Source organism: Sulfurovum sp. NBC37-1 (genome assembly GCF_000010345.1).
Classification (GTDB): Bacteria; Campylobacterota; Campylobacteria; order Campylobacterales; family Sulfurovaceae; genus Sulfurovum.
In genome coordinates, this window is sequence record NC_009663.1 from 1,625,963 (window position 1) to 1,651,651 (window position 25,689).

The following is a 25,689-nucleotide window of genomic DNA, read 5'->3' on the forward strand; positions in this document are numbered from 1 at the left end:
AGCGTTAGCGTAGTATATAGGGCTTTGCACTATATGCGTACTGTTTTATGATTGCTTATTGTTGAAATCATTGATGATAACAAATTTATTGCCTGCTTTACCGGTTTTGATCGCGACATACTTGTTCGGAAAGGCTTCACGCAGCTGTTCGAGTGCGATCTGTACCAAAATACCGTCAAGAGAACGTGTTTTGCCTCTGCCGTTCTTCTCTACGTTTTCAATAACAGGTTTAATGTAGTTACGTATCATCTCCTGCTGCGAGGTAAGGAATTCGGCGATCTCAAGTTTGATAAAGAGTTCATACTTCGTATGCAGCCAGTTGAAAAGCATATAGGAGAGTGCATTGTATCGGTAGCCTTCTTTTCCTATGAGCAGGGCTGCATCATCACCGTCTATGAAAATCAGTGCCGTATTGTTGATGACATCCACTTCCACCACATCTATGGCAAAACAGGAGTGTGAAAGGAGTACTTTGAGTTCATCCTCGATAAGCCTTGCCAACTCATCATAGACCACACTCTCTTTTTCAATAGCTTCGGTTTCTTCTTTTTTATTGTCTGTATCGAAAAAGCTATCAAGTACGACATTATTTTCCACAGATTTATGAAGTGTCTGACTTTCATCTTTTACTACAGCGATCACTTCAGAGGCAAAACTCTCTTTTGCTGTTCCAAAAGATTCAATTATTTCAGCTTCTGTTGTTCCAGCTTCTCCAATTTCAGGGAGAGTATCTTCCTGTATGGGTGCAGAAGGTTGTTTGCAAGTCGCTACGATAATGGCATTTTTCTTTAGTAAACCTAGGATCCCTTTGGAAGGGTACTGCACCACTTCATACCGAAGATCAGCAATAGAACAGGAGAGTAGTGTTGCAGCTTTTTCATACGCCTCTTCAAGCGTAGGTGCTTCAACTTTCTTCATCAGCTTTCCTTTTCCTTCTTGTGATGAGCAGCAACTACCGCAGCTTTATGCTTGGCATATGCTCTGTTGATCACATACTGCTGTCCGATCGTAAAGGTGTTGTTCACAACCCAGTAGAGTACCAGTCCTGAAGGGAAAGGCATGATAATGAACATACCTGCCATAAGGACAGGGAACCACTTGAATATCTTCTCCTGCAGAGGATCGGTAAAGTTATTCGGTGTAATTCTCTGCTGGAACCACATGGAGATACCCATCAATACAGGAAGTACATAGTAAGGGTCTGCTACGGCAAGGTTATTGATCCAGCCGGGGATCCATGCAGCACCCTGAAGTTCATCGGCATTCAGCAATACCCGATATAGTGCAAAGAATACCGGAATCTGAAGGATCATAGGCAGACATCCACCCATAGGATTGGCCCCGTTCTTCTTGTAGAGTTCCATCATCTGCGCATTGAGCTTTGCCGGATCTCCTTTGTATTTTGCTTTAAGGTCCTTCATTTTAGGCGCAAGGTCCTTAAGCTTCTGCATGGACATCATACCTTTATAGGAGAGCGGGAAAAGTGTCAGTTTGACCAATAGTGTAAAGAGAATAATCGCCCAACCCCAGTTGCCTATGAGGCCGTGGATCCATAAAAGTACCTTGAAGAAAGGCTTGGAGAGGAAAGTGAACCATCCGAACTCAATCGTATTCGTCAACTCCGGATTGATATTCTTCAGGATGTTATACTCTTTTGGCCCGATATATCCGCCAAGATGCAGGTTCTGCCCGCCTTCGACAAATATCAGGGGATCATCATTGCCTACTTTGAGAATGGAGACATTCATACCCTTCTTAAAATCGTAGAACATGGTCGCTACATAGCGGTCAAAGGCAGAAGCGATTTTTGCATTTTTAAATGTTTCTGTCCCTTTGGCATCGCCGTCAGGAATAGTTGTAATGACACCATCCGCTCCTTCGACCAAAGCACCTCTAACCAGCATATATCTGGAACTGTCCGCCATCGGTCTGTGGCCCGGTGTGATGAAATACGGTGCAGGCGCAGAGGTCGTCACATCAATATCGTACGATCCATCCGGTTTGATAGTGATCTTTTTGGTCACGGTCAGTGCTGAGAGTTTTTGTGTCAATATCAGTATCTGTGCATTACTGCTTACATCTACCGATGCCGACCCATCAAGGGTATAGGGTGTTTTGAACGCTTCATCATTGATTTTTGCATCGGAAAAACGTACTTCAAGAGGTTTTACCTCGTTCGTGCCAAGGATCTGAAGGTTGTGGCCTTCTGCATCTTTGTATTTTGCTTCAAGCAGTTCATACTGAGCGATACGTCCGAACTCGTCAATAGTGATCTTGAAAGTATTGGAAGTCACGGTTGCAAGTACTTTCTCAGAAGCAGTATTCTTGGGAGCATTCTGTGCTTTGTCCATATTAACAGGTGTGCTTTTTGGCGTGCTTTGAGTCGTCACGGCCTTGGGTGTTTGTGTATTACTGATATTCTGCTCTGTTTGAGCCACTTGCTTTTGCGGAGGAAAGAGGTAACTGTATCCTACAAATACGAAAAATGAGAGGGCAAGTGCGAGAAGAAGTCGTTTATTCAGATCTTGTTGTTCCAAAATTTTACCTTTAGTGATATATCGGTGATAGTATAGTCTTAACTCTGTTAAATTGTGCTAAGGTTTTTGTAATGCTGTACACTTTTTGAGGGCATGAAGATAGGCTTTTCGACTCTCTGAAAAGCTTTTGCTTAGAAGGGCAGGTTTTGCAACCAGTACATATGATCCGCTTTTTAGCAGATCGATATTTTCAATGAAATGTGCTCTCAGCAAACGCTTTGCTCTGTTTCGGTGAACTGCATTTCCAATTTTTTTGCTGGCTACAAAACCGACCTTGTACTCTTCTGATCTTTTGTAGAAAAGTACGAAATAAGGTGAGTGCCATGTTTTTGTGGAGTGCTTATACACTCCGTTAAACTCTTTACTGCTCTTTATCCGCGTAAAATGTTTAATCTTGCTAATGGTCTTATACCGGCAGCCGTATTATACTGACAGTCTTTTTCTGCCTTTGGCTCTTCTTGCAGAGATCACTTTTCTACCGTTCTTTGTCTTCATTCTTGTTCTGAAACCGTGTGTTCTTTTTCTTGGTGTGTTATGTGGTTGGTATGTTCTTTTCATTCCGATTATCCTTATCTGTTTTGGCTACAAGTAAAGTGAGCCATTATTTGGACGCGATTTTACCTTAAAAATACTTAATTTGTGTTAATTCGATGTCTTTAAGACGATCTCTTCATATTTTTTAGCCTGTTTGGTCTGAAAGAAAAGTTCACTGTTAAATAATTTAAAATTATTTTAACTAAAAAAGTTATAATTTCCTATGAATAGTTCAAAAATAAAAAAGATCCCCTCTCCCTGCTGGCTGCTTAAAGAAAAAAAACTCGTCAATAATCTTGAACTGTTACAGAGCATTAAAGAAAAAAGCGGTGCCAAAATACTGCTCGCCTTGAAAGGCTACGCTCTCTGGAAAAGTTTCCCGCTTATCCGACAGTATCTTGACGGATGCTGTGCCAGCGGCCTGCATGAAGCTATGTTGGCACAGGAGGAATTCGGTAAAGAGGTCCATACCTATGCACCGGCTTTCAAAGAGAAAGAGATCGACAAGATCGCCTCACTGTCACAGCATCTTGTTTTCAACTCCCCTGCCCAGTTCAAGCGTTTTGCGGCACAGGCCAGAGAAACCAACCCCTCTCTCTCACTGGGCCTGCGTATCAATCCGGAATATTCGGAATCACCCAAAGAGATCTACAATCCCTGCGGCCTATACTCCAGGCTGGGTACTACCAAAGAGAATTTCGATGAAAGTATAGTGGAGATATGTGACGGCCTACATTTCCATGCACTTTGCGAACAGGACAGCTCTTCGCTTGAAAAGGTCCTCCAACATTTCGAAACGAACTTTGGAGCATATATCCCTAAAATGAAATGGATCAACTTTGGCGGTGGCCATCACATTACCAGAAAAGGGTACGATATTGAGAGGCTCGTCACTCTGATACGTGATTTCAAAGCGCGTTACGATGTAGAAGTCTATCTGGAACCGGGAGAGGCTGTTGCCTGGGAGACAGGGCCTCTCATCGCTACGGTACTCGACATCGTTCACAACGGCATTGACATTGCCATTTTGGACACATCGGCAGAAACACATATGCCCGATACCATCATCATGCCCTACCGCGCAGAGGTACGCGGTGCCGGCAAAGTGGGAGAGAAGAAACATACCTACCGTCTAGCAGGAAATACCTGTCTGGCGGGAGATATCATGGGGGACTACAGTTTCGATGCACCTCTGAAAATAGGTGACAGGGTATTCTTTGAGGACCAGATGCACTACACGATGGTCAAAGCGACTACTTTCAACGGCATCAAACTGCCAGCCATTGCCATAGAGAGACTCGATGGCGAAATAGAAGTGGTTCGGGAGTTTGGGTATGGTGACTTCAAGTCCAGACTCTCCTGAAACCCGGGTCATACAGTTAAACCTACTTCTTTTTTTCTTCTCCTCCGACAAACTTGATGATATCATCCTGACTCATATCTCTCTTATAAACAATATCGTAGGACTGGGAGATCTCGTCAAATTCAAGGACACTCTCTGTACGCGGCGAATGTTTGTATTTCAGTTCGACGCTGGAAACCTCCTCGTTCTTGTAGATTACAGTGATATTGTCCGTCAGCTTCTTACCAATCGCCATGCTGCCGTCCGCTCCGATAGCAAGATAGTCTATCTTGACACCGGCATTGGCAAGGACGGACTTCGCCATGGCACCGCCCATCATCTTCATCATATCCTCACTGCTGTTGCTTCCTGCACCCTCCTCGGAATCAAAGAGGATGACAGAGAGTATCTGTTCACGTGACAAACTCGGCTTTGAAGAGAAGTTGATCACCGGTACAGCAGGCGTTCCCGACACCATAATGGTGATCAGATAATTTTCCGCCTGGTAATCCACTTCAATATCCAAAAGCGGTTTATTGGGGTCACCGGTAAGATAGATATTTCCTTTTTCGACTACAAAACGTTTTCCCTGGAAGTCATAGGTTCCGCCTTTGACAAGATTTATCTGACCCAAAACCATCGGGTCTGAATTGATCGCTTTGAGGACCTTGATGTCGGCATTGGCTTTCATGTCGATATCGCCCTGTTTATAGACCAGCGGCTTTTCCGAATTTACGATCATGTTGATCGTCAGGTTGTCCATGAAAGGATTGGGTTTTTCCGGTTTCATGTCCTGTACTATGACGATGTCGCTGTCACTTGGGAAACTCTTGGCACCGAGATCGTAATGTACATTTCCGCCAAGCAGCGTGACCTTTCCGTTCACATCAGTGGCGGTACCGTTGAATTTGGTTTTGATGTTGATTTTGCTGTCAAGGTCGACCATCTCATGGGCAAGGTGGAAGGTCGGTGCATCGGCAAGGATCTCACCCTTCATCGTTTTGGTATCGAGTTGCCCTGTCACTTTCAGCTGATCGTTCAGCCACAGTTGCGCAATGGTGACTGTCCCGTCTTTCATCTCCACAACGGAAGGCTTTGTCGCAAAGAATTTCATTTTACTGTACGTCAGCTGATAGGAGGAGAGTTCAAGTTTCTGGCCTTTGAGGCCAAGTACGATACTGACATCGTCAAGCATCTGGTCGGTCTTTCTGTCCACATGGTAGATGATCTGTGGAGAGGTAAGCTTCAGTGCTGCTTCCCGTTTTTTATTGATCACAAGGGAAAGGTCCAGTTTTCCGTCCACTTTCGGCAGGTCTTCTACTGTGTAGAACTCCTTGACTGTTCCGAGCAGCGTACTAAAAGAGCCGATATCGCTCTTAATGACAATATCACCATCGGTCTTTCCTTTCATTGTGGTAATCAGTCCTGCAAGGCGTATCTTTCCATTCACCGTCCCGTCGGCAGGCTTCATATCCATCGTCGCGGAGATCTTGCTGGATTTGAGTGAAGCGGTGATATCTTTTTTACTCATTTTCGCATTGGCGGTCAATGGAGAAATGGCATTCCAGTGAATGTTCTTGTCAAAATTCTTCAGCAGTGAATCATCGGGTATCTTTGTAACCGCTTTGAGTGTCATAACGTCACCGTACACGATATCGGCATCTACATTGGCCACATTGGAGCTGATCTTCGCTTTGCCTTTGATCGGCGTGAGTTTGGCGAAATTGAGTGGCACATCAATAACCGCATTGACCTTCGTAGCATTGAGCTCAGGCGGAAGAACGACCATTTTTCCTACCTCTACGGCATGCTTTGTCTCCAGATGGAAGATACCGCTCTTTTTCAGATCTTTGGCGATAAAATACCCCTTGATCCCCTCTGCATTGATATCTGTCTTGACACTTTTGTCCGTTCCGCTGTAGGCTATAAGCAGGTTATTGATCGGTTTGAGAAGCTTCGCATCCAGGCCTGCAAGCTCCCCGCTTTTGATCTTACCCGAATAGCTGATATTCCCATCCATCGCAAAGTTGTTCGTTATCGTGATATCTTTCGCATAGGGAGTGGAAAGCTTTATATTCGTATCTGCTCTCAATGAACCCTCTTTGAGCAGATAGGCCACATGGGTTTTAAGCTGATCGATATCGACATTGAAAGGCTTGCTCGCATTGGTATCCGTACCATTCATATCCGTTGCATTCACATCGGTCTTGACAAGGAGGATCTGTTTGGCCCGGGTATCAATATCGACGGTTGCCTTCTCTTGGGATGCGGCAATATCTATACCGATATCACCAATGGCTTCTCTGCTCAAAGGCAGCTCGTAGAGATCAAAAAGGTGCTTCTGTGGGCTGAGTACGATATGCCCTTTGAAACGATTTTTCTCGATGCTTCCTTTTTCGGTGATATTGCTAAAATTCGTCGTAGCATTCAGATCGATCGTCCCCTTCTCTACGATCTGTTCTGGCACATTCACTTCTATATTCTTCGCATCCAATGCGAATGAAAGAATACGGGCCGGCTCGAAAGTTGCCGGCAAAATATCGGCATGCACGGATTTGATCACCACCTTTTTCGGGATCAGGGCGTTCTGCTCTTGCGGAGCAGCTACAGCAGTATGCTCTACTTTTGTCTCTGCTTTTACGATCTTTTCATCGGTTATTATACTACCGTTACTTTCATTACTGTCAGGTGCGAACATGGCTTTCAATGCCAACGTATCGACTTTGATAATGTCCAGCTTTTTCACTGTGACCGTATCATTCTTCAACATACCGGCTATTTCGGCCTGTCCGATATCACTCTTGAACTCAAGTGCATAATTACTAACCGAGATGGCACTTTGTTTATTATCGAGGATCTTGGTGATATCCGTCTTGAGATCATCGATGTTCACTTTGAGTTTGTCTATATTGGCATCAAGGTAGCTTCTTGGTTTCAGGGAAGCTGAGAAGTGTTCAATAACCGCTTCCCGGGGAATGAGGGGGTTCAGCGGTTCATCGCTGCCTGTTCCGGCTGTCTTGGAAGTTTCTTTCTCTGTGGCATTGTTCTCTTTTGGCATGAACATCGCCTGTAGTGTCTCACTGTCTATTTCATCGATACTCAAATCTTTGACCGTGACTTTTCCGTCCTCCAGGGAAGCCTGGAGTTTCAGGTCCGTTACATTGGTATCGACTTGCACCTGAAGGTCCCCTACTTCCACTTCATCACTGGCATAAGAGATATCTTCGGCATTCAAAAGCGTTTTTTTGAACAGTATCCCCTGCTCTTTAAAAGGGTTAACGGTGATATGCACCTTGCCGACCGTCACGACAAGAGGGAAAGGTGCGGAACTGCTGTTATCATCTTCTTCAACACTCTTGGGAAAAGAAGCGATCAATGCTTTGACCGCATCTACATCGACATTCTCACCGCTGATCTCACTGATCGCGATGCGCTTATAGAGGATCTTTGAGGGGTTCCATGAAAAACGGATCTGCTTACTGATCTTCATATCGGCATATTTAAGTCCGTTGATCTTGACACCGGTAAAGACATTCCCCGTAATGTCACTATAAGTGATGTTATAGTCTGGAGCGAAGATATCTGCTACTTTTTTGATGACAAAAGAAGAGTTTGCAGCAACCACGATGATCACAATAAGTGAGACAAAAAAGATCAAGATACCATAAAAAAACTTCTTCATTAGAATGACTGCCCTATTTGGAATTGAATACCGTAAATGGAGGTATCATGTACGTTGAAACCCACATCGAGTTTCAGCGGGCCGACCGGTGTCATATAGCGTACACCCACACCCGCCGAACTGATAATATCACCGTTGAAATCCCCGCTCTCCCTGGTCAGCATGGTATTGTCGCTGAAGACCGCAGCATAAAGGTCCCCCCATACCGGGTAATCCGCTTCCACTGAAAGGTTGGCCCATGTCTGGGCACCGTCCACAAGGTCGGCAGTAGGAGAGGTGATCACACCGATCTCCCTGAAACCGTAGGCACGGTTGGAGTACATTCCCCCTGCGAAGAACTTCTTCGATTCCGGGATCCCCTGGTTGTTGTTCTCCTCACCGATCTTGATGATACCCACTTTCCCTACGGCCGCCAGGGTAAGATCCGCAAAAGTATAGATCCCTCTGAGTTCAAGAAGATACTTCTGGTAATCACTGGTCTCGGAATTGGTAGGGATCCCCCACTCGCCATACCCTCTGACGTAGTAGCCGTACTTCGGGTTGAGTTTGGAATCTCTGCCATCGTAGATGACATCGATATAGGGATAGGTCAGAAGGAAAAGGTTGTATGCGTCATCGGGAAGCGGTGGCTTTCCATCATCTCTTCTGGTAATGTCTATGGATTCAAAAGCAAGTCCCGCTTTGATGTCGAGGCGTTTTGACACATGGTTCAGATAAGTCCTGAAAAAAAGTTTCTCTTCCTGGAAACCGTCATATCCGAGGTTGGAATAACCGCCCTTTGCCCCCAGGTCGAGGTAGAAACCGAAAGGTTCCCAGATCACGGGTTTGAAAAAACTCACGATGGCCATCTGCTCCAACTGTGACCAGGCAAGGTCGAGCTGGAGCTGCTGTGCATCTCCCATGAAGTTGTGCTTGATGGCCTGTCCGTGCACACGTGCACCGACATAACTGTCGTACCCCGCACCTGCCTCGAAATGGTAATCCTTCTGCATCTCTTTTACCGCAATGTCGACAGGGACGACATTGTAGAACTTCCGGTCCACACTGACCAGAACGGAATCAAAGCTTTGCAGGCCGTAAAGTGAATCATAGGTATCTTTGACCCGTTCGAGATTGAATCTTTCTCCCTCTCTTGCCCTGACACGGGACTTTATGATGTCCGCATCGATGGTTTTGTTCCCGTAGACCGTCACATTCCCAAAGGTACATACCCCGCCCTTTTTCAGTACGTATTTCAGGTCTGCCGTATGCTTTTCAAGGTCGACATAGGCTTTGGTATCAAGGTCGTAACTGCAGTAGCCCTGCTTGAGCATCTCTTCGGCGATCTTGTTCTTGATCCTGATAAATTCCTTTGCCTTGAATACATCACCTTTATGGAAAGTAATAATCTCACCGATATCGTAGTCACTGCTGACATTGATATCATTCACAAGGACCGGCTTGTTCTCCTTAACGCTGACTTCCACCGTTGTTTTGTCCTGCTTTATCTTGAACTTGGCATCATAATAACCCTCGGAGTCAAAATAGTTCCGCAGTGTCGCTGAAAGTGTGGGGAGAAGTTTGTCCTTGATACGTGCCGTATCATCCTTCCAGAACTGGTAGAAGCTTTTATGGTCAGCACTGACCGCGTCGAGGAGGTCGGATTCCGAAAAAACCTCCTCACCGCTGAATTTGATGATATGTGTGGGAAGTTCGATCTCTTTGCTTTCATTGTCGTCGCCAAAAAATCCTGCAGAAGCAAAACTGCTAAAGAAAACTAATAATAAAAATAAGTGCTTTAAATACATAGATCTTTCCCTTTAAAAGGGATATTTTATCGTAAAAAAATTAAAGACCTATCCTAAAAGGTCATGCACACTTTCATGCGGATCTTTACCCTCTTCGATCATGGCATATACCTCCTCTGCAATAGGAAGGTAAATCTCTTTTTCTTTAGCGATCTTGTGAAGCGCTTTGGCAGTAGGAACCCCCTCGGCCACCTCTCCAAGCTCTTCAAGAATGGTATCCATCTTTTTCCCCGCTGCCAGCCCCAGTCCCACTCTGTAGTTTCGGGAAAGTTTTGAACTTGCCGTCAGGAAAAGGTCACCCGCACCCCCCAGAGAAAGAAAGGTTTCCGTTCTGGCACCAAAGCTCTTGCCAAAACGCGCCATCTCCACAAGACCGCGGGAGATCAGTGCCGCTCTGGCATTGTTTCCCAGTCCCAGGCCGTCACAGACCCCGCCGGCGATGGCAATGACATTCTTGTAGGCACCCGATACCTCCGCGCCGACCACATCATCATCCACATATCCTTTTATGTAGGAAGGCAGATGATCCGCAAAGGTCTGTGCCAGTTCGAGGTTGGTCGAAGAGATCATCAGTGCGGTAGGGAGTGACTGCTGTACTTCAGCGGCGAACGAGGGGCCCGAGATATATGCCAGGCGGTCTTCGGGCAGGAACTGTGTATAAATGTCGTTCAGGAAGGCACCCGTGGATGTCTCTATCCCTTTGGCCGCTACCAGTATTTTCTGGCCTCTGTCTTCAAAGTTCTCTTCCATCCATCCACGTACGAACTGTGCGGGAATGGCCATGACAAGGTATTCTCTCTCCAGTGCCTCGTCCAGAGGAACAAAATGCTCGATATCGCGCGCAGTACGCGAATGGATCACCACATCATTCTTCTCACTGTAGGCATGGTAGAGTGCCTTCCCCCATTTTCCTGCACCGATAACTGCCATTTTCATAATAGATCTTTCTCCTTTTTCAACACCTCTTCAAAATCATCCAGTTTTTCTTTCGGTCCTATGCAGACCAGTGTATCGCCTGTATCGATCCGGTGATTGATCCCTGTTGTGATAAATACGAACGTATGCCCCATCTCCTCATCGATCATTCCGATCAGAAGTATACCGTAAGGGGCAAGATCCAGATCATCCGTCATCACATCCTGAAGGAATGAATTTTCAGGGATCAGTATTTCACGGAATACCACACCGTCTCTCTCCATAACGATCCCTTCAAGGATCTTTGTTGCTACAGGACGCTTGAGGATATTGTATATCTTGTTGGCACTCACTTCATAGAGGTCGATCACTTTATCGGCTCCCGCCATTTTAAGTTTTTTGGTCGTATGCATGGAGTCGGAAATAGAAAGGATATAGCTTTCCTTGAAAAGCGAACGCAAAGAAAGAGTGAGAAATACATTGAGGTGTTCATCTTCCATGACGCAGACCAGCTGGTCAAAATGTTGAGGATTGAGCGCCTGAAGTATACTGTCGCTGGTTACATCCACATACTCGACATCGATGTACCCGTCTTCCCTCGCATGATCATAGTAGTCCTGGTTCGACTCGACGATCTTGATCTTGAAGCCGTCTTCATGCAGTCCGCTGGCAATGAATCTTCCGTGACTTCCATAACCAAAAAGTAAAATGGACTGTGATGTCATCCGTGGCCTCCCTCATGTATTTCTTTATAATACTCTATACTGATCTGCCGTCCCATCAGCAAAAGAATGTCGTAATTCTGTATCCGCTCTGTCGGCAGCGGATTGAAAAGGAATTCTCCATTACGTTCAATACCCATCAGCAGAAGCTTGTTGGCTTTAAAATCAAGTTCGGCAACACTCTTGTCTACCATGGAATGCCTCTCGTGAACATGGATCTCATCGATACGGGCGATACTCTTTCCCGTCAGAATCGCGTGGATCGCCTTGTACATCGTCGGCTGGGTGATCGCGGTACGGATCATCGTATTGGCTACCTGGTTTGGCATGAGAAGATGGTCCGCCCCGGCATATTTGAATTTACTCACAATATTCATATTGTTTACTCTGGCGATCACCCTGATTCTGCGTGAAATACTCTTGGCATTGAGAGTAATATAGATATTCTCGACATCACTTCCTGTCAAAGACAAAACAGTGATGTTGGAATGTTCCACATTGAATTTTTTCAAGGTCTCGAAACGGCTGGCATCTTCAACGATCGCCTGATAACCGTCCTTATGTGCCTGTTCTACCCTTTTGGGGTCTTTATCGAGGATAATATAGTTGTCTATCTTCTCATTTTTCTGCCTGAAAAACATTTTTGCCATCTGCCCGTAACCGCAAATAATGAGAAATGATCTGCTTTTGTTGATCTGTTTGATAATTCGGTCTTCTTTGATCTCGCTCAGCCTTTCAGAGAATGCAGAGACAATGACCGATGTTGCAAAAGAGATCATGGCGATCCCACTGACGATGATCAGCATGGATATGCTGCGTCCAAGATCGGTCACAGGTGAGATATCGCCATATCCTACCGTAGTAATGGTGATCAGCGCCCAATAGATCGAATCAAACAGCGAATCTATATTGGGGTTGATATGTTCCTCAAGGACATAGAGTGCGATACCAGCCGTCACAACGATAAAAAGAAGCAAAAAGAGAAGTGTTAAGAGTTCAAAACGCTTGTTGACGAGCACTTCTACGAACTGATGGATACTTTTGGTGTAGCGCAGGAGTTTCAATACCCTGAAGAGTACGAAGATACGCAATACTCTCAGAGGCCTGTAGGCAGGGAAGATTGCTAAAAGGTCGATGATTGCCGCAGGCGTGATCATGTAGTGGAACTTTTCCTTCAACCCGTCCTTCAGCACCGGCCAGAGTTCGAACTCGGCATGCAGGAACTGCGCATCATGGTACTCTTCCACAATACGTTTCGAGAAATCAGTATGTGTCCACAAGCGAAGTATATATTCGATAAAAAAGACGAAAGAGACAAAATAGATATCGTAGTTGTCAAGCCATTTGGGTACCGGATGTTCTACTTCATAGATAAGGATGAAGACCGAAGTAATGATCAGAAAGATGATGAAAATGTCGAAAACCCTTTTGTAGGGGTTTGACGGATTGTTGAGGATGTCCCGTACGGATTCTTTAATCTCGCGGTAACGTTTCGATTTGTTTATAGAGAGAGCCCATGACAAGATCATATTTTTCATAAGCCCACTCCTATCTTTTGATTTATGAATTCAAACGCTGTTTCAGCAACTCGTTCACTTTACCCGGGTTTGCAGTCCCTTTACTCACTTTCATCGTCTGCCCGACAAAGAAACCAAAGAGCTTCTCTTTCCCGCCCTTGTACTGCTCCACCTTTTCCTGATTATTCTCAAGGATCTCGTCGATGATCGCCAGAATGGCACCATCGTCACTGACCTGTGCAAGTCCAAGCTCATCAATGATCACATCGATATCACGGTTTTCATTTTCCATCATATGGTCAAGCACCTCTTTGGCACCTTTTCCCGAAACAGTATCATCTGCGATCTTGGCCACGAGTTCGCCAAGTGTCTTGGCGCTCACAGGTGAATTTTCTATCTCTATCCCCGCTTTGTTCAGGCGACCGAGCAGCTCAGAGGTCAGCCAGGTCACTGCCGTTTTTGCTACCGCACCCTGTGTGATCATCTCTTCAAAATAGTACGCCAACTCTTTTTGGGAAGTGATGACCAGTGCGTCGTAATGTTTGATACCAAGCTCTTCCACATAGCGTTTCACCTTTGCGTCAGGCAGTTCCGGCATAACCAGTGCCTCATCGATCATCTCCTGTGTTACGGTCAATGGACGAAGGTCCGGGTCCGGGAAGTAACGGTAGTCCGCCGCTTCCTCTTTTCCTCTCATCGACCTTGTTTCACTTTTGGCCACATCCCAAAGTCTCGTCTCCTGATGCACTTCCTGTGCGTAGACACCATCCTCATAGGCTTCGACCTGTCTTTGCACTTCATAGGCAATCGCCTGTGCCACAAAACGGAACGAGTTGATGTTCTTTATCTCCACTCTGGTACCGAAAGCTTCCTGTCCCTTGGGACGGATGGAGACGTTCACATCACAACGGAACGACCCCTCCTGCATATTGGCATCGGAAATGTCAAGGTAACGTACCGTTGAGTGCAGTTTTTTCAGGTATGCCACCGCTTCATCCGAAGAACGCATATCGGGTTCAGAGACGATCTCCATTAACGGTGTCCCCGCACGGTTCAGGTCCACTTTGGAATAATTGCCCTCATGCATGTTCTTCCCTGCATCTGCTTCAAGGTGCGCCTGTGTGATGCCGATACGTTTCTGTGAACCGTCCTCAAGGTCTATGAAGAGTTCACCTTTCTGTACGATCGCTTTGCTCAACTGCGTGATCTGGTAGGCGGAAGGACTGTCCGGATAGAAGTAGGATTTTCTGTCGAAAATGGAAGTATGGTTTACGTTTGCATTGACGGCATACCCAAAACGCATCGCTTTGATGGCTGCCTCCTTGTTCACTACTGGAAGTGCCCCCGGAAGTGCCAGACAGGTAGGACAGGTATTTTTATTCTGGTGTTCCGCAAAGGAGGTAGGACAAGAGCAGAAAAGTTTTGTTTTTGTATTGAGTTGAACGTGGACTTCAAGACCGATCACCGTTTCAAACATAGTAGCATTCCTTACTGAAATAATAAGGCAGATTATAGCGTTTTGGTTATTTGAAGGAGTTTAGGATGGCTAAAGCTCCCTGCGTTAGCATGGAATACCTATTTTTTAGAAAGATCTATCAGTTCTTCAAGCAGTATCGTCTGTTTTTTAAGTTCCGAAAGCTTCTCTTTGCCTGTAATGATATGCTCAAGTAAAAGTATGGCGATCAGACCGGGAAGTGCTCCGATCAATGCGGAAACCATAGCAAAAAAGATACTTATCTGATAAAAAGAGAAGAAGGATGAAACGGCGCCAATGAGCACAAAGGCCCATGCGACACCCAGGAGGAAATTGATCACAAAACCAAGTGTTTTGCCAGTCAGTCTCATATAGGTCGGTTAGACTGCACCCATTGTATCTATGGCAGGCGCAGGCGCTTTTTCATGCTCTTCATCGATCGCTACTGCACCTGCAAGGTATACGTAGATAAGGATCATGAATACGAATGTCTGCAAGAGTGCAGAGAAAGTAAGCAGCAGATAGGCAGGAAGCGGCGCGACAAAAGGAACCAGCATCAACAGTACCCATAGGAAGAGGTCATCACCCTTGATATTACCGAAAAGACGGAAAGAAAGGGAGATGATCCTTGAAAGGTGAGATACGATCTCGATAGGGAACATCAACGGAGCAAGCAGTTTTACCGGTCCGGCAAAGTGTGCGAAGTAATGTACCACACCATGCTTTTTGATGCCTTCATAGTTATAATAGACAAAGACCATAAGTGCCAAAGGAAGTGTGACATTGATGTTTGAAGTCGGTGACTCAAAACCGGGGATGATACCGATCACGTTAGAGACAAAAATGAACAGTCCGACAGCAGCAACAAGCGGAAGATACTTTCTTGCAAGCTCTTCACCGATGACATCTTTACCCATGGCAACCACACCACCGAGGTATGCCTCCATAACATTTTGTGTACCATTTGGTACTGCTCTGAAGCTTTTAGTCGCCATTTTTGCGATCATAATAACGATCACAGCCACCAGAAGCAAGTGTGCGATCAGTACTGCGGAGTGGCTGTCTTCGCCTAAAATACCGCCAAGGTAAGTAAATACACCTTCCATAAAACATCCTCTTATAATAATTTGGAGTTATTATACAAAAATTGAGTTGAACAGTCGGTTAAAGGAAGACTATTTTTATGAGAATTTCCACTTATAGTTGTACTAATTTCTCCTGCCCCAAGCGATAAAGGGCAAAATCATATTTAATCGGGTCTTCACTATCCCATTGTTTGAACTGTTCCGTTAATTCCATCACCGCTTTCATGTCATAACTTTTACGCTTCAAAAGCCCCAGTTTTCTTGACATTTTGAAAGTATGTGTATCCAACGGCATGAGAAGATCCTTTTTATCGATCTTTGTCCACAACCCCATGTCCAACCTGTCATCACGGACCATCCATCTCAAATACATCATGTAACGTTTGTACGTACCCGCACTGTTTACACGCTTCGGCAGACGGCCTGTCAGAAAATCGTAGCCCTGTGAGCTGTACGGTTGGAGCTCTTTCAATGTTTCTATAAAATGCCACAGTCCATCGAGAATATTTCCCTCTCTTTGATAGCCCTGATAAAAAATATTTTCAATACTGTTATGCTCTTTTAACCGTTTCAGTGCAATAAAAAGTGCAGCCACGTCTTCTGATTTCTGAAACCGATAGTAATGCCCTGACAAGGATGAGCGTATCTTATTTTCAGGGACCTCTAGTAAAGAAAAATCGAGACTTTCCAGAAATTTCACAATCTGACCGGCATTGCCATACCCGAACAGCGCACAGACCAATGCAATGCTTTCATCTCTGTATTTTGAGGCGACAAGCAGGGGGTCAGGTCTGTCGTAGGAGAGTTCAGTAAGGGAATTACGTTGAGAGACTTCTTTGTCAAGAAATATTTTTATATCAGAAAGTCTCATGTTTTCTCCGTAGGGTGCGTAGCCACGCACCGATATCGAATAAAAGAAATTAGCTTTGTGTGCAAAAAAATAAAAAGGTGCGTGACTACACACCCTACACAACATCAAAATGTAAAATGCTCACCCAGATAATGCTTCCGTACATTCTCATCATTGGCGATCTCTTCACTGGTACCCGACGCAAGCATTTCACCGCTTCGCATAACATAGGCTCTGTCACATATCCCCAGTGTTTCACGTACATTGTGGTCGGTAATGAGAATGCCCATATCGAGTTCGACCAGCTGCCGGATGATGTTCTGGATGTCAAGAACCGCTATGGGGTCGACTCCTGCAAAAGGTTCATCCAGAAGCAGGAATTTGGGTTCGCCCACCAGTGCCCTGGCGATCTCCACCCTTCTTCTCTCCCCACCACTCAGGCGGATACCGATACGTGAACGGATCGGCTCGATGTTGAAGATCTCCAGGAGCTTCTCTATACGTGGCTGAACCGTCTCTTTGGGAAGTTCAAGTGCCTCCGCGGCGATCAGAAGATTCTCTTCGACCGTCAGGTCTTTAAAGATACTCGACTCCTGAGGAAGATAGCCTATCCCCATCTGTGCGCGTTTACTCAAAGGAAGATGGGTAAGCTTTTCATCGTCGAGAAAAACCTCTCCCTCTGTTGCACCTGTCAATCCGCAGACCATATAGAAAGAGGTGGTCTTTCCTGCACCGTTGGGACCCAGAAGCCCGACGATCTCCTTACTTTTGACGATCATGGAGATATCGTGTACAATCCTGGTCTTCTTAATCGTCTTGGCAAGGTGTTTGGCTTCAAGTATATGCATTCAGTACTCTATTGTATATTTTCGTTTCTCTTCATAAGGTTCTATCCCGATCATGGCCACATTATACCCTACACCCTCTAAAAAGGTTTTAAGCATATCGCTGCCCCACTCCACCATATGCCATCCCGGCTTCTCGAACTCTTCAAAAAGTCCCATCTGCATAAACTCCTCATGGTCCAGACGGTAGAGGTCGTAATGGTACAGCCCTTCCCCGTAACAGTGCTGCAGGGAAAAGGTCGGGGAAGTTACTTCACCCTCCACCCCTCTTGCTTTGGCGATGGCCTGTGTCAATGTGGTTTTCCCAGCAGCCAGGTTACCGCGCAGGAAAACAACGGTATCGGCAGGCAGAACCTCATCGAGATATTCAACAACTTTATTTAATTCCTGCAGCGATGCGATGATTTCCATAAATACCTCGTAGGGTGTGCAATTGCACACCATTAATTGTGTCCGGCCTTTCGGCGTAAATTTTATTTTATTTCAATTTGATTAAATGGTGTGCAATTGCATACCCTACATTAATTTTCGTGACACCTCTGCCATGAAGTTCAAATGTGTTGCGGCTTTACCGCTGTCAAGACCCTCTTCTGCGATAGCGATGGCTTCTTCAATATCCCTGACATTCCCGTCAACAAAAAGGGCAAAGGCTGCATTAAGTACGACGATATCCCTTTTGGCTCCACGTTCTGCACCGGAAAAAATGTCTCTCGTGATCTGTGCATTTTCTAATGCATCCCCACCAAGAATGGCCTCTTTGGGCGCCAGTTTGAACCCTAAAGCTTCAGGGTTGATCTCACCTTCAGAAATACGACCTGTCTCCACATAGGCAAAAGAGCTGTTCCCTGACAAGGAGAGTTCATCCATTCCGTCATGGCTGCTCACGACATAGGCTCTTTGGGTATCGAGTTCCAGCAGTGCCTCAGCCATACGTTTGATATAGGCAGGGTCGAACACGCCCAAAAGATACTTTCTTGCTCCGGCCGGATTGGTGAGCGGTCCAAGGATATTGAAGATCGTTCTGTGCGGTATGGACTTTCGTATGGGCATGATGTGTTTCATCGCAGGGTGATGGTTCATCGCAAAAATAAAACAGAACCCTGTTTCTTCAAGCATTTTTACCTGATGCTCCACAGAGAGGTTCAGGTTGATCCCCAGAGCTTCAAGCACATCTGCCGAACCTGAGTTACTCGTAATGCTTCGGTTCCCGTGCTTGGCGATCCTGGACCCCAAAGAGGCTAGCAGAAGAGAAACAGTCGTAGAAATGTTGAATGAACCACTCTGGTCGCCGCCTGTTCCTACAATATCGATCGCCTTTTCGTGAAGTTCATCAGGAAGAGGTACCTTGACGGAGTGTTCACGCATCACAGAAGCCGCAGCGGCGATATCAGACCCACTCTCACCTTTCTCATAAAGGTCTATGAGGAATTGACGTGCTTCTTCCTGGGGCATTTCATTAGTGAACAGTCTTTCAAACTGGGCTTTTATATTCATCTTTTATCTCCGTAGGGTGTGCAATTGCACACCGTCAATTATTTGGTGTGCAATTGCACACCCTACAACTCTTTGACAAATTCCTCTTTCTGAGACTTGGGGATCGTCTTCGTCGTAGGTATCTGTAACACTTCATAGGACTTTGGGCCTTTGAGATACTCAATGGTCACTTTATCTCCCACTTTGAGGTCTTTGGAAGCCTTGGCTTTCATACTGTTGACATAAACAACACCGCTTTTAAGCATGTCTGTTGCAATAGTACGTCGTTTTACCACATTGACGGCACTGAGCCATTTATCTACACGCATTTGTTACCCCTGCTTGAACATTGTTTCGGCCGCCTTGGCTTCAGTGATGCCTTTCAGCGTCAACTGACCATCCACAAGATATTTATCGGCTTTGAGCTCTTTGAATACCTGTTTTGCCTCTTTCATACTATACATTCCTGTATCAACAAGCATCACCATAACATCATTAAGCGTCTCATCAGGCTTCTTCTTCATAATACCGAGCAGTGTTACTTGCTTCAACAGTTCTTTGTCATCAGTATTCATTCTGTTTCCTATCGCTTTTTCGTAACATGTAGCACGTCATTCTCAGCACTGTTTAATGCAGATCTTCGTTCAGCTTCACTTCTCTCGTACTTCTTCTGGCAATGATCTCACCCGTAAGAGAATTCTGTCTGTAATGGATACCGTTGAGCCCCTGAAGTTCTTCACCTTTGAAGGTCGTCTTATTGTCAAGCTTCGCATCCGGATTGGCAGCTTTGATCTTTTCGAGTTCTTCCGGAGCGATCTTGATCTTCGTACCTGCCAAAATAGTGATACCCGCATCTACGATACAGCCGTCTCCCAAAGGAAGGCCAGTCACCGAGTTCGCACCAAGCAATGTGTTTTCTCCAATGCTGATAGGGTTGCCGTCCGTTCCGGAAAGTACACCGAGGATACTCGCACCCCCGCCGACATCCGAACCGGCGCCAACGATTGCAGAGGAGGAGATACGTCCCTCGACCATGACCGGTCCGAGTGTACCCGCATTGAAGTTGATGTATGAGGCACCCGGCATTACTGTTGTACCTGCTGCCAGCTGCGCACCCATTCTGACCTTGGAAGCTTCAAGGATACGCGTATTGTCATCCGGGATCACATGCTGGAGGAATCTAGGGAATTTGTCCACAGAGTCCACTGTCGGATAAGTACCGTTGAGCTTCATCTCTATCTCGTTCTCTCTGAGGTAATCCAGTTCATACGGAGTGTTGCCTACCCATGCCACGTTGGAAAGAATACCGAAGGCTCCGTTCAGGTTGACTTTTCTAAGCTCCGCTTTTCTCAAAGAAAGGGCATAAAGCTTCAGATAAACTGCTTCAACAGACTCAGGATTAGCATCTTCAAAGAGAAATACAATACGGAAATTTTTACCAATATCTTCCATTTTGGCCAATGTTTTAATGACCTGAACATTTTTGTGTGAATCGCCTGTCGCTTCTGCCAGGTACGGAGCAAATGCCGCCATAGCATTGGCGACAAAATTGTCATTGATAGTCGCAACGAACTCACTGCCGCTGAAATCAACATCACATTTCGCTTCCTGAAGCGCTTTAATGAAAACGGCAGCCGAGCCAAAATTCTCTTTCCAGTTGATCAGCGGGAAATTTGCCTGAAGTACTTTTTCCGCATTCTTCTGTCCTCTGTCCACTCTTGCGATACCAAACGCCATAGGCTCTCTGTAGCCTTCCTGTGCTGTCACTTCCGCTACCAGTACCTTAAATGCATCTGTCGATGCTACTGTTTCAATTGCCATTGAATTCTCCTAAATATTTTTGCTACGTCATGCTGAACTTGTTTCAGCATCCCCCTGGCATTCAATGCAGTTTACAGAGATCCTGAAACAAGTTCAGGATGACAGTATTTTGGTTTTGGATTATACTTTATTTTATTTAAATTAGGGCAACTCAAACAAACCTGATCACCCATAATCAGGTTTGTTTGAGGTGCCCTGGTGTAAAATCCGCGCATGAAACACTTACGGGGCTATACCAAACGTTACTTTTCACTGGCAATCATCGCCATGTACTCGACCCTTAACAAACTCTGCACGGTCGACAGTAATTTCCAGTACCACAGGTATGCCTTCAAAATAGAAGAGTACAAGACCTCTCCTCCTCCTATCTCACTCTGAATCAATTTATTACCATGACAACGCGTAGGGTGCGTAGACACGCACCTTCTAACCCGGTGCGTGTCTACGCACCCTACAATATTGATATTACACCACAGGAAACATTATTATGAAGTTCAAACAACTCAGCCTCATCACGGCGACATTACTACTTTCAAACACTGCTTTTGCCGAAGAAGCGACCCTGGCACCCATTGATGTCATCTCGACCAACAAAACCGAACAGTCCATCAACGACACCACGTCGGATATCACGGTGATCACATCCGAAGAGATAGAGGAGAAAGGGTATCAGACCGTAGCACAGGCCATCAGTTCTGTTGCCGGTATACAAGTTGACAATCTGGGCGGCCTGGGTCAGCCCACTTCTTTCTTTGTCAGAGGTCAGGATTCAGGAAAAGTACTTGTACTGCTTGACGGTATGCGTCTCAATGACCCGAGCACGACCAACGGTACAGCACTACTTGACAGCCTGACCACGAACAACATCCAACAGATCGAGATCGTCAAAGGCGGTGTCAGCAGCATCTGGGGCTCCAATGCATCGGCCGGTGTTATCAATATCATCACCAAAGAACCCAAAGAGGGTATTCACGGTATGCTCGGCCTGAGTTACGGCTCTTACAACACCAGGGGTGCAGATGCAGATCTTTCCTATAAAAGTGACAAGCTGACAGCACAAATGTTGGCCGGCTACCTCAAGACCGACGGTTTCTCTGCACTGGCGCCAAGAGATGCTGAAGCAGATGGGTATGAGAACAAAAATGCCAATTTGAAATTCGGCTATGCCTTCAACCAGAACAATAAAGTGAATTTCAGTTATAACCGTATCAGAACAAAAACAGACTATGATGACATGTATTCAATAGAACAGGCAAATGACGATTACTCCCATGCCACGGCTGACCAGACCAACTACGCCGTTGACTATCGTTTCAAAAGGAACAACTACTCTGCCACATTGACGGCAAGCAAAGGGGAGTTTGAAAGAGACTATTACACTTCAGGATCCTTTGGCTACAGTCACAATACCTACAGGGCGACACTCAGAGAATACGCGCTCATCAATGCCTATAACTATACGAACGGCAAAGCGGTCCTCGGACTCGAATACAAAGATATAGAAGGATACAACCATTACATTTCAAGTTTTCCTTCACTTCCGACAGAATCAACCTATACCGACAAAGGCGTCTTTCTTTCCAATCTCTACAATATCAATGAGAACACACTGCTTGAAACCAATCTACGCTACGACAGTTACGATGAATTCGACAATAAAACAACCTACAAGATAGGCCTGAAACATCATCATGATTTCCTCAAAGGCTTTACGACCTCGGCAAACTACTACACTTCCTACGATGCCCCCAGTGCCTACCAGCTTGCTACACCGACACCTGGTTCTCTTCTGAAACCAAGCTATACCAAAGGCTTTGACATCTCGGCAGCATACAAGAAACTGATCTCCGTGAGCTACTTCAACAACAGGGTCGAGGATAATATCGATTATGTCTACGATCCTCTGACATACATCGGCGGGTATCAGAATGTGGAAGGTACCTCGAAATTCGAAGGTCTGGAAGTTCAGGGTGCTTATACACTGCCAACATTCAACCTTCACCTTTCGGGGAACTACACCCACCTCTTCAAATTTGAAAAAGAGGATGGTACTGATCTGCCGAGACGTGCCAAAGATACGCTCAACGCAACGCTGGAGTACTTTACCGAGAACAATATGCATTTCGGTATCAATGCACAGTATATTGGCGACAGACTCGACACGGACGGCAGTTACCCCATTGCTTCCGATGTGGAAACCGGGAACTACACATTGTGGAATCTCAACTTCAACATGGAACTGATGAAAGACCTGGAGCTTTACCTGAATGCAAGAAACATCTTTGACAAAGAGTACCAGTCTGTTTACGGCTATGCTACAGAGGGCAGAAGCTTGTATGCCAAAGTGAAGTACAGCTTTTAATTTTGGTGTCGTGAGGACACAGCACCCTACGAGATACCACTAAAACCAGAACTATGCGACTGTAGGGTGCTGTCCCCCGACAGCACCAACTCGTATAACACTTCAATATAGGATATAATACCCCATGCTGAAAATAGTCCCCGAATGGTTCATACGCTATAAGTTCCTTAATTCCCTTTTTCTGGGGTTGAGCGTGGGGGTCATTTTTGTACTTTACCGCCCGCTGGAACCTTCCATCTACTCCATTGGTGGTGTTTTCCTTGCCCTAGGCATATTGCTCATCGCCCGTTTTTACCATACCATCCTCAATGCCGAATGGTTCTTCCGTATCTCCCTGCTGGTAGAGTTCGTCCTCCTGCTGGCTATGCTCTTTTTTCTCAAACACCCCTACACTTACCAGACGGCGCTGATCATATATATTGGATACCAGATTACTTTTGTCTTTGGTTCCTATCTTGTACGGGCCGAGACACTGCTGCTTAAGACCGATGAACTGCTGACCCGTCTCGATACGGCAAAACAGCTGGGCTATCTCTTGGGCATGGGGGTGTCCTACCTCTTCTATAAGATCATCGAACATTTTGGTGTAACGGACAATCAGGCACAAGTGTATGACCTGCATTTTCTTCTGGTCTTCATCGAGATCGTGGTCATCGTTCTTATTTTCAAAAGTTTCAGGAAGGTTGGGACATGACATACAAAGAGTGGTTTGATGCACACGGAGAAAAACACCGAAAAATCATGAAAAAACTTACAGATCTGAGCAATGAAGAGGTCATTGCCTATTTCCGTTTTGAGAACATGGTCGAAAAAGAGCCGGAGTTCTGCCCGCTCTATGCAGAGAAGAAAAAATGTCACGATATGGAAGTACTGAACTGCTATCTCTGTGCCTGTCCCTACTTCAGGTTCGATGACAAGGGACTGTATAAAAAAGATAATAAAACATACTACAGTGCCTGCAGTATAGATGCCAAAGAGGGGAAAGAATTCGTTTCAGACAATGCAGTACATCAGGACTGTAGCAGCTGTCTGCTGCCGCATAAAGAGTCCTTCATCCGAAAAGTGTTCAAACGCGACTGGTTCGAGATGATGCAGGAAAGTGAAATTATTACCAAACCACCTAATAACCTTCCACGATAAAGTAATCATCATAAGCATTATAATGACCTTTACGTTGTTGCCGATGCATGACGTACCAGTCCTCGATATCGCCTTCGACATAAACAGAAGTACCGACCCTTGCCCATTTATACATACGCTGTGCAAATCCGTTTTTCAGTCTGATACAGCCATGTGAAGCCGGCCCTCTTTTGGGTACATACCCAAGATGCATTGCAATACCGCTGTTAGTAAGACGCAGCATATAGTTCATTTTCGCACCGCCATTGGGTTTGGGCCAGAGATTCGATTTGTGATGTTTCTTCTTCTGCAATATCAGGTATTCACCCTCCGGCGTTTCGCGTCCGCGCATACCGGTAGAGATCGGACCATCGAACATAATCACTCCGTCTTCTATGGCATAGGCACGCTGTTCGGAAAGATCGACCACGATCTCCTTGTAGGCAAAAATATCTGGTGAGAATATGAACAGGATCATTAAAACTGTCAGTAATCTAATCATGTGAACCCTTTTTATGCATCAGATATCAGGGTACCTATAGTAACCATAGATGAGTATCCAGGGTTTTTAGAGGTTCCCATCAGACAGTTACTGCAATATCATTGTATTATCGATATCCTCATTTGTGCCCTTCTCTATCGGCTTGGCTTGCAATATATGCGTAGTAGGCTGGACCTGTCTGTTTTGCGTACCTTTAAGAGTCGCGATCGTATCTTCGATATTCTTGTCATTCATCTGTTTGGCTGTACTGATCAGCTGATACTCCTCTTCATAATCAAGCGACGGACCGTATGACAAGCCGTTTGCAGCTTTATACTCAGAAATTGCCTTACGTGTCCCCGGGCCTACGGCACCATCTATCCTGGAAAAGTAAAAACCGTGTATTTTCAACGCCGTCTGGAGCTTTCTGCCTTTTGTACGCTTATCCGTCCCTCTGGCGATAAGATTTTTGTCAAACTCAAAAAGGGTACCCAGATAGATCAGTGCATCTCGTGTTTCAGGTTTCAAAGAAGCATTATTGCTGATTTCATATGCCATATTCATCGCTTTGATCGCGGAACGTGTTTCATATGAGTTAATCTCACCATCAATCCTGCCATGATAGAACCCAAGACTTGTAAGCGCCCTCTGAATCTTCATTTCCGGAGTATCTTTTGGGACTGCAGCATGTTTTTTGTGTTTTTTATGTTTCGTTGACCTGTAATGGTGCTGTGTCGATGACGGATGGCTGGTATGCCGGTTGCTGTTATATACTTCATTGGTAATCACGGAACCGACCGCCCCACCTACCAATCCTCCGACAACCGCATCTCCAAAATCTGCATAAGCAACATTTACAGTTACGAAAGCACCTATGGTCAAAACAGATAATTTTTTCATAGTGAACATTAACTATTCCTCCTTTTTAAAAGATATTATAGTGCTTCTGCGGTTCAAGGTCAAGATATACACTGCCAAAATTTATTTCACTTATTATTCCACAAAGAATATTAGGAGTATAATGAAAAATTGAAGGTGAGATAAAAATCAGCAAAAGTAGTGGGAATATGAAAATAAAAAAGCATATGAAGAAGAACTGGCGATCGTTACTCTGCCGATCAAAAAAACCGGGAAGATCCTGGA

26 protein-coding genes are annotated in these 25,689 nt (G+C 45.4%); 5 read left to right on the plus strand and 21 right to left on the minus strand.

Annotated features, from left to right (window positions below):
• Window positions 1-45: 45 nt before the first annotated feature.
• Genes SUN_RS08120 through rpmH form a run of 4 tightly spaced genes read right to left on the minus strand, consistent with a single transcriptional unit; the run spans window position 46 to window position 3,095 of the window.
• Window positions 46-918, minus strand: a complete 873-nt coding sequence (locus SUN_RS08120) for a Jag N-terminal domain-containing protein (protein ID WP_012083323.1) — start codon at window positions 916-918, stop codon at window positions 46-48.
• Window positions 918-2,537, minus strand: a complete 1,620-nt coding sequence (gene yidC, locus SUN_RS08125) for a membrane protein insertase YidC (protein ID WP_012083324.1) — start codon at window positions 2,535-2,537, stop codon at window positions 918-920. The genes SUN_RS08120 and yidC overlap by 1 nt, the downstream gene beginning before the upstream one ends.
• A gap of 57 nt (window positions 2,538-2,594) precedes the next feature.
• A complete protein-coding gene (gene rnpA, locus SUN_RS08130) occupies window positions 2,595-2,939 on the minus strand; it encodes a ribonuclease P protein component (RefSeq protein ID WP_349674933.1) in 345 nt (114 codons plus the stop codon).
• A gap of 21 nt (window positions 2,940-2,960) precedes the next feature.
• A complete protein-coding gene (rpmH, locus tag SUN_RS08135; protein WP_012083326.1) occupies window positions 2,961-3,095 on the minus strand; it encodes a 50S ribosomal protein L34 in 135 nt (44 codons plus the stop codon).
• A 199-nt stretch (window positions 3,096-3,294) separates the two neighbouring features.
• Here rpmH and nspC point away from each other — a divergent pair, with 199 nt between their 5' ends.
• Window positions 3,295-4,434, plus strand: coding sequence for a carboxynorspermidine decarboxylase (gene nspC, locus SUN_RS08140; RefSeq protein WP_012083327.1), 1,140 nt, complete (start codon window positions 3,295-3,297; stop codon window positions 4,432-4,434).
• 22 nt (window positions 4,435-4,456) lie between these two features.
• Here the strand turns inward: nspC and SUN_RS08145 are convergent, their stop codons facing one another.
• The 15 genes from SUN_RS08145 to SUN_RS08215 all read right to left on the minus strand — a co-directional run bounded on the left by SUN_RS08145 (window position 4,457) and on the right by SUN_RS08215 (window position 20,584).
• Window positions 4,457-8,095 (minus strand): translocation/assembly module TamB domain-containing protein, encoded by a 3,639-nt coding sequence (locus tag SUN_RS08145; protein WP_012083328.1) that lies wholly within the window; start codon window positions 8,093-8,095, stop codon window positions 4,457-4,459.
• Window positions 8,095-9,882, minus strand: a complete 1,788-nt coding sequence (locus SUN_RS08150; protein WP_012083329.1) for an autotransporter assembly complex protein TamA — start codon at window positions 9,880-9,882, stop codon at window positions 8,095-8,097. The genes SUN_RS08145 and SUN_RS08150 overlap by 1 nt, the downstream gene beginning before the upstream one ends.
• 48 nt (window positions 9,883-9,930) lie before the next feature.
• A complete protein-coding gene (locus SUN_RS08155) occupies window positions 9,931-10,818 on the minus strand; it encodes an NAD(P)H-dependent glycerol-3-phosphate dehydrogenase (RefSeq protein ID WP_012083330.1) in 888 nt (295 codons plus the stop codon).
• On the minus strand, window positions 10,815-11,522 hold the full coding sequence (locus tag SUN_RS08160; protein WP_012083331.1) for a potassium channel family protein: 708 nt from the start codon (window positions 11,520-11,522) through the stop codon (window positions 10,815-10,817). Before SUN_RS08160 ends, SUN_RS08155 begins: the two co-directional genes overlap by 4 nt.
• Window positions 11,519-13,057, minus strand: coding sequence for a potassium channel family protein (locus SUN_RS08165; RefSeq protein WP_012083332.1), 1,539 nt, complete (start codon window positions 13,055-13,057; stop codon window positions 11,519-11,521). Before SUN_RS08165 ends, SUN_RS08160 begins: the two co-directional genes overlap by 4 nt.
• A 22-nt stretch (window positions 13,058-13,079) precedes the next feature.
• On the minus strand, window positions 13,080-14,513 hold the full coding sequence (gene gatB / locus SUN_RS08170) for an Asp-tRNA(Asn)/Glu-tRNA(Gln) amidotransferase subunit GatB (protein ID WP_012083334.1): 1,434 nt from the start codon (window positions 14,511-14,513) through the stop codon (window positions 13,080-13,082).
• A 98-nt stretch (window positions 14,514-14,611) separates the two neighbouring features.
• Window positions 14,612-14,881: a hypothetical protein gene (locus SUN_RS08175; protein WP_012083336.1), complete on the minus strand. Its 270-nt coding sequence runs from the start codon at window positions 14,879-14,881 to the stop codon at window positions 14,612-14,614.
• A 9-nt stretch (window positions 14,882-14,890) separates the two neighbouring features.
• Window positions 14,891-15,616 (minus strand): F0F1 ATP synthase subunit A, encoded by a 726-nt coding sequence (locus tag SUN_RS08180; RefSeq protein WP_012083338.1) that lies wholly within the window; start codon window positions 15,614-15,616, stop codon window positions 14,891-14,893.
• 91 nt (window positions 15,617-15,707) lie between these two features.
• Window positions 15,708-16,466: a TIGR02757 family protein gene (locus tag SUN_RS08185; protein WP_012083339.1), complete on the minus strand. Its 759-nt coding sequence runs from the start codon at window positions 16,464-16,466 to the stop codon at window positions 15,708-15,710.
• A gap of 104 nt (window positions 16,467-16,570) precedes the next feature.
• Window positions 16,571-17,293 (minus strand): LPS export ABC transporter ATP-binding protein, encoded by a 723-nt coding sequence (gene lptB, locus SUN_RS08190; RefSeq protein ID WP_012083340.1) that lies wholly within the window; start codon window positions 17,291-17,293, stop codon window positions 16,571-16,573.
• Window positions 17,294-17,701, minus strand: a complete 408-nt coding sequence (tsaE, locus tag SUN_RS08195) for a tRNA (adenosine(37)-N6)-threonylcarbamoyltransferase complex ATPase subunit type 1 TsaE (protein ID WP_012083341.1) — start codon at window positions 17,699-17,701, stop codon at window positions 17,294-17,296.
• 105 nt (window positions 17,702-17,806) lie between these two features.
• A complete protein-coding gene (trpD, locus tag SUN_RS08200; protein ID WP_012083342.1) occupies window positions 17,807-18,784 on the minus strand; it encodes an anthranilate phosphoribosyltransferase in 978 nt (325 codons plus the stop codon).
• 62 nt (window positions 18,785-18,846) lie between these two features.
• Window positions 18,847-19,092 (minus strand): RNA-binding S4 domain-containing protein, encoded by a 246-nt coding sequence (locus SUN_RS08205; protein ID WP_012083343.1) that lies wholly within the window; start codon window positions 19,090-19,092, stop codon window positions 18,847-18,849.
• 3 nt (window positions 19,093-19,095) lie between these two features.
• Complete coding sequence (locus SUN_RS08210; protein ID WP_041672731.1) at window positions 19,096-19,338, minus strand: hypothetical protein; 243 nt, start codon at window positions 19,336-19,338, stop codon at window positions 19,096-19,098.
• A 52-nt stretch (window positions 19,339-19,390) separates the two neighbouring features.
• Window positions 19,391-20,584: a tetrahydrodipicolinate N-succinyltransferase N-terminal domain-containing protein gene (locus SUN_RS08215; protein ID WP_012083344.1), complete on the minus strand. Its 1,194-nt coding sequence runs from the start codon at window positions 20,582-20,584 to the stop codon at window positions 19,391-19,393.
• Window positions 20,585-20,797: 213 nt separating this feature from the next.
• Here SUN_RS08215 and SUN_RS13605 point away from each other — a divergent pair, with 213 nt between their 5' ends.
• From SUN_RS13605 to SUN_RS08230, 4 genes are all read left to right on the plus strand, one after another.
• The gene (locus SUN_RS13605; RefSeq protein ID WP_158298189.1) at window positions 20,798-20,962 is read left to right on the plus strand and encodes a hypothetical protein; all 165 of its coding nucleotides are present in this window, start codon (window positions 20,798-20,800) and stop codon (window positions 20,960-20,962) included.
• 109 nt (window positions 20,963-21,071) lie between these two features.
• Complete coding sequence (locus tag SUN_RS08220) at window positions 21,072-22,946, plus strand: TonB-dependent receptor plug domain-containing protein (protein WP_012083345.1); 1,875 nt, start codon at window positions 21,072-21,074, stop codon at window positions 22,944-22,946.
• Window positions 22,947-23,070: 124 nt separating this feature from the next.
• Entirely contained in the window at window positions 23,071-23,640 is a 570-nt protein-coding gene (locus tag SUN_RS08225; RefSeq protein WP_012083346.1) for a hypothetical protein, read from the plus strand.
• Entirely contained in the window at window positions 23,637-24,086 is a 450-nt protein-coding gene (locus SUN_RS08230) for a hypothetical protein (RefSeq protein ID WP_012083347.1), read from the plus strand. The genes SUN_RS08225 and SUN_RS08230 overlap by 4 nt, the downstream gene beginning before the upstream one ends.
• Here SUN_RS08230 and SUN_RS08235 read toward each other — a convergent pair.
• A complete protein-coding gene (locus SUN_RS08235; RefSeq protein ID WP_012083348.1) occupies window positions 24,067-24,567 on the minus strand; it encodes a L,D-transpeptidase family protein in 501 nt (166 codons plus the stop codon). The genes SUN_RS08230 and SUN_RS08235 overlap by 20 nt on opposite strands.
• An 87-nt stretch (window positions 24,568-24,654) precedes the next feature.
• The gene (locus tag SUN_RS08240) at window positions 24,655-25,455 is read right to left on the minus strand and encodes a peptidoglycan-binding domain-containing protein (protein ID WP_012083349.1); all 801 of its coding nucleotides are present in this window, start codon (window positions 25,453-25,455) and stop codon (window positions 24,655-24,657) included.
• Window positions 25,456-25,689: the final 234 nt, after the last annotated feature.

Bases quoted from the DNA above. Each gene is read 5' to 3' on its own strand.
- SUN_RS08120 (WP_012083323.1), bottom strand. From the start codon at position 918: ATGAAGAAAGTTGAAGCACCTACGCTTGAAGAGGCGTATGAAAAAGCT.
- rpmH (WP_012083326.1), bottom strand. From the start codon at position 3,095: ATGAAAAGAACATACCAACCACATAACACACCAAGAAAAAGAACACAC.
- nspC (WP_012083327.1), top strand. From the start codon at position 3,295: ATGAATAGTTCAAAAATAAAAAAGATCCCCTCTCCCTGCTGGCTGCTT.
- SUN_RS08145 (WP_012083328.1), bottom strand. From the start codon at position 8,095: ATGAAGAAGTTTTTTTATGGTATCTTGATCTTTTTTGTCTCACTTATT.
- SUN_RS08150 (WP_012083329.1), bottom strand. From the start codon at position 9,882: ATGTATTTAAAGCACTTATTTTTATTATTAGTTTTCTTTAGCAGTTTT.
- SUN_RS08155 (WP_012083330.1), bottom strand. From the start codon at position 10,818: ATGAAAATGGCAGTTATCGGTGCAGGAAAATGGGGGAAGGCACTCTAC.
- SUN_RS08160 (WP_012083331.1), bottom strand. From the start codon at position 11,522: ATGACATCACAGTCCATTTTACTTTTTGGTTATGGAAGTCACGGAAGA.
- SUN_RS08165 (WP_012083332.1), bottom strand. From the start codon at position 13,057: ATGAAAAATATGATCTTGTCATGGGCTCTCTCTATAAACAAATCGAAA.
- gatB (WP_012083334.1), bottom strand. From the start codon at position 14,513: ATGTTTGAAACGGTGATCGGTCTTGAAGTCCACGTTCAACTCAATACA.
- SUN_RS08175 (WP_012083336.1), bottom strand. From the start codon at position 14,881: ATGAGACTGACTGGCAAAACACTTGGTTTTGTGATCAATTTCCTCCTG.
- SUN_RS08180 (WP_012083338.1), bottom strand. From the start codon at position 15,616: ATGGAAGGTGTATTTACTTACCTTGGCGGTATTTTAGGCGAAGACAGC.
- SUN_RS08185 (WP_012083339.1), bottom strand. From the start codon at position 16,466: ATGAGACTTTCTGATATAAAAATATTTCTTGACAAAGAAGTCTCTCAA.
- lptB (WP_012083340.1), bottom strand. From the start codon at position 17,293: ATGCATATACTTGAAGCCAAACACCTTGCCAAGACGATTAAGAAGACC.
- tsaE (WP_012083341.1), bottom strand. From the start codon at position 17,701: ATGGAAATCATCGCATCGCTGCAGGAATTAAATAAAGTTGTTGAATAT.
- trpD (WP_012083342.1), bottom strand. From the start codon at position 18,784: ATGAATATAAAAGCCCAGTTTGAAAGACTGTTCACTAATGAAATGCCC.
- SUN_RS08205 (WP_012083343.1), bottom strand. From the start codon at position 19,092: ATGCGTGTAGATAAATGGCTCAGTGCCGTCAATGTGGTAAAACGACGT.
- SUN_RS08210 (WP_041672731.1), bottom strand. From the start codon at position 19,338: ATGAATACTGATGACAAAGAACTGTTGAAGCAAGTAACACTGCTCGGT.
- SUN_RS08215 (WP_012083344.1), bottom strand. From the start codon at position 20,584: ATGGCAATTGAAACAGTAGCATCGACAGATGCATTTAAGGTACTGGTA.
- SUN_RS13605 (WP_158298189.1), top strand. From the start codon at position 20,798: ATGAAACACTTACGGGGCTATACCAAACGTTACTTTTCACTGGCAATC.
- SUN_RS08220 (WP_012083345.1), top strand. From the start codon at position 21,072: ATGAAGTTCAAACAACTCAGCCTCATCACGGCGACATTACTACTTTCA.
- SUN_RS08225 (WP_012083346.1), top strand. From the start codon at position 23,071: ATGCTGAAAATAGTCCCCGAATGGTTCATACGCTATAAGTTCCTTAAT.
- SUN_RS08230 (WP_012083347.1), top strand. From the start codon at position 23,637: ATGACATACAAAGAGTGGTTTGATGCACACGGAGAAAAACACCGAAAA.
- SUN_RS08235 (WP_012083348.1), bottom strand. From the start codon at position 24,567: ATGATTAGATTACTGACAGTTTTAATGATCCTGTTCATATTCTCACCA.
- SUN_RS08240 (WP_012083349.1), bottom strand. From the start codon at position 25,455: ATGTTCACTATGAAAAAATTATCTGTTTTGACCATAGGTGCTTTCGTA.